General features: G+C 67.5%; 5 protein-coding genes and 1 pseudogene. 3 read left to right on the top strand and 3 right to left on the bottom strand.

The window, feature by feature from the left end; all coding sequences use genetic code 11:
* From ACZ4N4_RS20385 to ACZ4N4_RS20395, 3 genes and pseudogenes are all read left to right on the top strand, one after another.
* A pseudogene (locus ACZ4N4_RS20385) lies at positions 1-190 on the top strand (hypothetical protein); the annotation flags it as partial.
* A gap of 303 nt (positions 191-493) precedes the next feature.
* A complete protein-coding gene (locus ACZ4N4_RS20390) occupies positions 494-1,090 on the top strand; it encodes a DUF5819 family protein (RefSeq protein ID WP_467590572.1) in 597 nt (198 codons plus the stop codon).
* A 79-nt stretch (positions 1,091-1,169) separates the two neighbouring features.
* Positions 1,170-2,225: an HTTM domain-containing protein gene (locus ACZ4N4_RS20395; RefSeq protein ID WP_467590574.1), complete on the top strand. Its 1,056-nt coding sequence runs from the start codon at positions 1,170-1,172 to the stop codon at positions 2,223-2,225.
* 664 nt (positions 2,226-2,889) lie between these two features.
* Here ACZ4N4_RS20395 and ACZ4N4_RS20400 read toward each other — a convergent pair.
* The 3 genes from ACZ4N4_RS20400 to ACZ4N4_RS20410 form a co-directional block, all read right to left on the bottom strand.
* A complete protein-coding gene (locus ACZ4N4_RS20400; protein ID WP_467590577.1) occupies positions 2,890-3,762 on the bottom strand; it encodes a helix-turn-helix domain-containing protein in 873 nt (290 codons plus the stop codon).
* A gap of 342 nt (positions 3,763-4,104) precedes the next feature.
* Entirely contained in the window at positions 4,105-4,248 is a 144-nt protein-coding gene (locus ACZ4N4_RS20405) for a hypothetical protein (RefSeq protein WP_467590580.1), read from the bottom strand.
* Positions 4,248-4,448 (bottom strand): DUF5994 family protein, encoded by a 201-nt coding sequence (locus ACZ4N4_RS20410; protein WP_467590583.1) that lies wholly within the window; start codon positions 4,446-4,448, stop codon positions 4,248-4,250. Before ACZ4N4_RS20410 ends, ACZ4N4_RS20405 begins: the two co-directional genes overlap by 1 nt.
* Between the last annotated feature and the right edge of the window lie 264 nt (positions 4,449-4,712).

Here is a 4,712-nt window from a genome sequence, read left to right on the forward strand (position 1 = left end):
CTCTGGCACCACCGGGGGCACGACCACCGGTGGCACGACCTCCGGCACCACCGGTGGCACGACCTCCGGCACCACTGGTGGCACCTCCGGTGGGAACGGCCATGGCTGCAAACCCGAACACAACCAATACGGCGACCAGTACGGCGACCAGCCCGGCCAGGACGACAGCTACGGCTGTGACCCTGCCTAGCATGCGCGACCCACTCCAGCGGGGTGACTGCTCGCAGGCAGCCACCCCCGTGCGCGAGTAGGACGGGTGGCGTGCGGCGCGGATCGTCATCGATTCCGCCGCACGCCGCAGGCGGAAGCTCAGGAGAACCAGGTGAGAGAAGTCGGGACGGAAGGACCGGACAGGGCCGTGCGGGGTGGCATTGCGTCAGCAGATGCTGACGAATCGGACCAGGCGGGCGCTAGGCCGACCGCACAGAAGGGGAGCGGGAGACCGACTGCGTTCCAAGCGTCTTCAGAGCCGCCCGTCGCGCTGAAGGCCGGAGTGCAAGTCGCCGTGGTCCTGTGCCTGGCGGCGGCCCTGGTGCATGTGCTCCTGGTGTTCCTGCAGGTGGCGCCGCCGAATCCCGTCTCCCGGCAGTACAGCCGGCAGGTCAACGCCTGGGTCTTCCCGTTGTTCGAGCAGAACTGGCGGCTCTTCGCCCCGGACCCGGAGTCGGTCAACCGGCGGATTTCGGCCAGGACCATGCACACCGCCCCGGACGGCACCGCCGCAGTCAGCGGCTGGTTCGACCTGACCGCCGTCGACACGGCCGCGGTGGAACACGCCCCCTTCCCGAGCCACACAGCACAGAACATGCTGCGCCGGGCCTGGACTTCCTACCTCGAAACACACGGCGGCGACGACCATCCGCGCTCACAACGCGCTCTGATGATCCAGCAGTACCTGTGCAACATCGCAGCGGATCGTCTCGCCGCCCATCGTCACGGCACATTCGAGTCCATCCAGCTGCGAGTGATCACCCTGCCCATCGCCGCGCCGAGAGCAGCGGGCGCCCGCGGTCCCGGCTCGGCCGCACCACGGCCCGCCGACACCCGTTACCTGCCCTGGTGGAAGGTGGCCCGCCATGCAACAGGCTGAGCAGACATCGGCCCCGGCAATCCCGCCGACGCGTCCCGGGCACGGTGCGGAGCGGGCGGGCGCAATCACGCCGCGGCACATGCCCGCCCGTATCGCTACGCTCCTCACGCTGCTGCTGGAGGAGCCGATCTCCCTGTACGCCGCGGCGGTTCTGCGCATCGGGTACGGGTTCCTCTACTTCGTCTTCCTGCTGCGCGAGTTCCCTCACCGCGACGAGATCTGGGGTCCCGGCTCACCGTGGACGCCAACACTGGCCAAGCAGCTCTTCGACCAGACCGGGTGGGCCAGCATCCTCACCCTGTCCGACAGCCGGGCCTACTTCGAGGTCTGCTACGCGGCAGCCGTCGTCATCTCCGCGCTGTTCATGCTGGGCTGGCGGACCAGAGCGGTGTCCGTGCTCTTCGCGGTCGTAGTGACGTCGTTCCACGCCAAGGCGATCTTCATGACGGACGGAGGGGACAACCTCATCCTCCTCATGGCGCTCTACCTCGTCGTCACCGCGTGCGGCCGACGCTGGTCCCTCGACGCGCGCAGGGCCCGGCTCCGGGCATCCGCCGGAAAGGCGGTCCGGCTTCCGCTGGGCCAGGCGTCCGGCGAGCTGCGACGCCACCTCCGCGACGCGCGCCTGACAGTGACCACGGTGCTGCACAACTGCGGCATGCTCGTCATCGCCGCCCAGGTCTGCTTCCTCTACGGATCCGCGGGCCTGTACAAGGTGCAGGGCGCCTCCTGGGGCAACGGCACCGCCCTCCATTACGCCCTGAATCTCGACCTGTTCCAGCCCTGGCCCGAGCTCTCCGCCATGGCGGACGAACACGACGTGCTGATCGCCATCGCCTGCTACCTGACGGTGCTGTTGCAAGTGGCCTTCCCGTTCGTCCTGTTCGGCAGGCTCAAGTACCCCGTCCTGACGATGCTGCTGAGCATGCACCTGGGGATCGCGCTCTTCCTGGGCCTGCCGCTCTTCTCCGGCGCGATGATCGTCGCGGACGCCGTGTTCCTTCCGGACCGCTTCTACCGGTGCTTGGGACGGCTGTCGCGGCGAGCTGCCCCGTGGACCGACGTCAGGGAGGCACCGACTCCGGCCCCCGCGGAGGCTGCGCTGGTGCCTCCGCCGTCGGGACAAACCTGCTGAGGCCGACACTTGGTGCCGCGCATGACCGGACCCCAACTCGCTGACCACTCTGTGGATCACGGCTTCAAGCCCTTGTCAGGGCCCGCAGACGCCTTCGGCGTCGCGCTCCCGGGCTGCCCGACCGGGTAAAGCACCGTGGTGGGGTCCCAGGTCCGGCAGCCCCACCCGTCCAGCGCGCAGACTTGGTTTCCGTCCCGGTCTGTTGGCCGGCCGCGAGGCCGGACGGCGGTGCGGGGCTCAGTGGATGTTGCTGCCTGACTTCGATGGCCCCTGGTCTCCGAGGGGAAACCAGGGGCCGTCTGCCATGGCAGTCGGTCACCGGGGCAAAACACCTCGTGGCCCCCCAGCTTGAGCCGAGGAAAGCAGCCGCGGAACCACAGGAAACACCGGTGCACGCGTGCCATCCCCAATAACGCCTGTCACCGGCCGAGGTCACGGCACCAGCAACCACCCACGCTGCCCCCGTGAGGTTCCCTCGTTGGGTGGGAGGTGTTGACCAGGCCTTTTCGTTTGGATCATCTGACCATGACCCAGGTTGTCGTTGGTCCGTTGTGCAGGAGGCGTGGGCTGAGCCGCTTCTGCCGGGCAAGCGCTTCGCGTAGCGCGGGCACGGATTCCTCGCGCGCGGCGCGACCGTACGCACCAGGTCAGAACGTCAGAGTTCTCAGGGGCGGCGTGCCGCGTCGATGTGTGACTTGGTGGCGTCGGTGATGAAGTCGTGCGTGCGGTCCGGGCTGAGGGCTCGGGCCTGGAGATGGTCGTACATCATGACGTACTGCTTTACGGCAGACGGTCTTTCCAGGCAAAGGTGGCTGGCGAAGCGCTCCACGTACACGACACCTGCCTGCGGGCCGTCGGCGAACCGCAGGATGGAGAACTGTCCTGAGAGACCCGGGTGAGCGCCCACCGTGTAGGGGAGGACTCGCACGGTGATGTGCGGCTCGGCACCGAGTGCGTTCAGGTGCTCCAGCTGCTCCCGCATGACGTCGGGACCGCCGACGACACGGCGCAGTGCCGATTCCTCGAGGACGACCCACAGACGCAGTGGCGAGGTGGGGTCGTAGATCCGGTGCTGACGGCGCAGCAGCACCTTGAGGCGCCGGGCGGCCTGTTGGGCAGTGATCGGGGGAATCGTTTCCTCGATGACGGCACTGGCGTAGGCAGGGGTCTGCAAGAGGCTGGGAATCACCATGGGCTCGTAGGCATGGATCGAGGCGGCGTCCGTCTCGAGGCCGATTTGGACGCCGTGGGGGTGTTCGCCGTAGGCGCTCCACCATCCCTGCTGTCCCGACTCCTGGGCCATGTGCATGAGGGAGTCGACGACCTGGTGGTCCGTCACCCCGTAGATGGCGCATAGATCGCGTACATCGCGAGGGCTGATGGCACGGCGACCGTTCTCCATATGACTGATCTTGGGCTGGGAGACCATGAGCCGATCGGCCACTTCGGTGCTCTTCAGCCCACTGTCCTGGCGGAGCCGGCGCAGTTCGGCCCCCAGACGGCGTCTCCTCACTGTGGGATTGATGATGACCGTCATGCGCGGTGTACCTCCGGATCCACGTCGTTTTCAGGTCCAAAGGCTGCCATGGGACACGACTTGTTGATCATGTGCCATGCCGTCGTGTGTGCGGACCGGTGAAACGGACTGTGACGTTGTCATTTTCCTTTCCTGTGCCGACATGCGGGCTGTTCGTGCCACCCCGTCCCGGGCGTGTGCGCGAGGCCGTCCGGGGTGGCGCCGAGCGAGACGCGGTGATCTACGAGCAGCCGTTCCTGCAGGCCGCGGGCGAGGTCTCGGTCCCTGTGGTGCGCGTGGACGGCGGTTCCGCGGGTCACGGAGTCACATCGAAGCCTTACCCCCCGGTGCCCCGCGCCCGAGTCAGCCCTCGTCGATCAGACCGGTCGCCGTGAGGATCCGCGACGGGTCGGTGGCCGCGGCCACCAGTCGGACCGCGGTGGCCGGCTCTGTCTCCGGTGGGATCACCAGCAGGTCCCAGCGGCCGACGGTGCGGGAGAGCAGCATCAGCTAGTGCGGTTCTCGGCCTTGAACCAGCCGGCGTGCACCACGTGCCCGCGGACGCGCACCTTTCGCGGGACGACCGGCCAGAACGTGGGGTCCACCGTCACCCGGGTGATCCGCCCCCACAGCGGGTCGAGGACCTCGACGAGCGCCGGAAGCTCCGCGGTCAGGTCGCGGAAGCGAGACCACCAGGTACTCCTCATCGACGCCTCACGAACCGACGCCGGCCTGCGGGCCGGCCGGAACACCGGGGCCAGGGCGGCCGACCGGACCGGAAGAAGCACCCCTGGCACACGATCCGCGAATTCAGATGAATGCGCCGGACAATCGGAAATATGAATTTACCAACACCTGCCGTGCATTTGGGGGTTCAATTCCCGGCGATCTCGACTCTCCTTCGATTTCCGTTGCCGTGCAAAGATTTCTCCGTAATATGCAGCGACCAGATCCAGGCTCCCGGGCAATTT

Source organism: Streptomyces sp. NPDC026538, assembly GCF_055567535.1.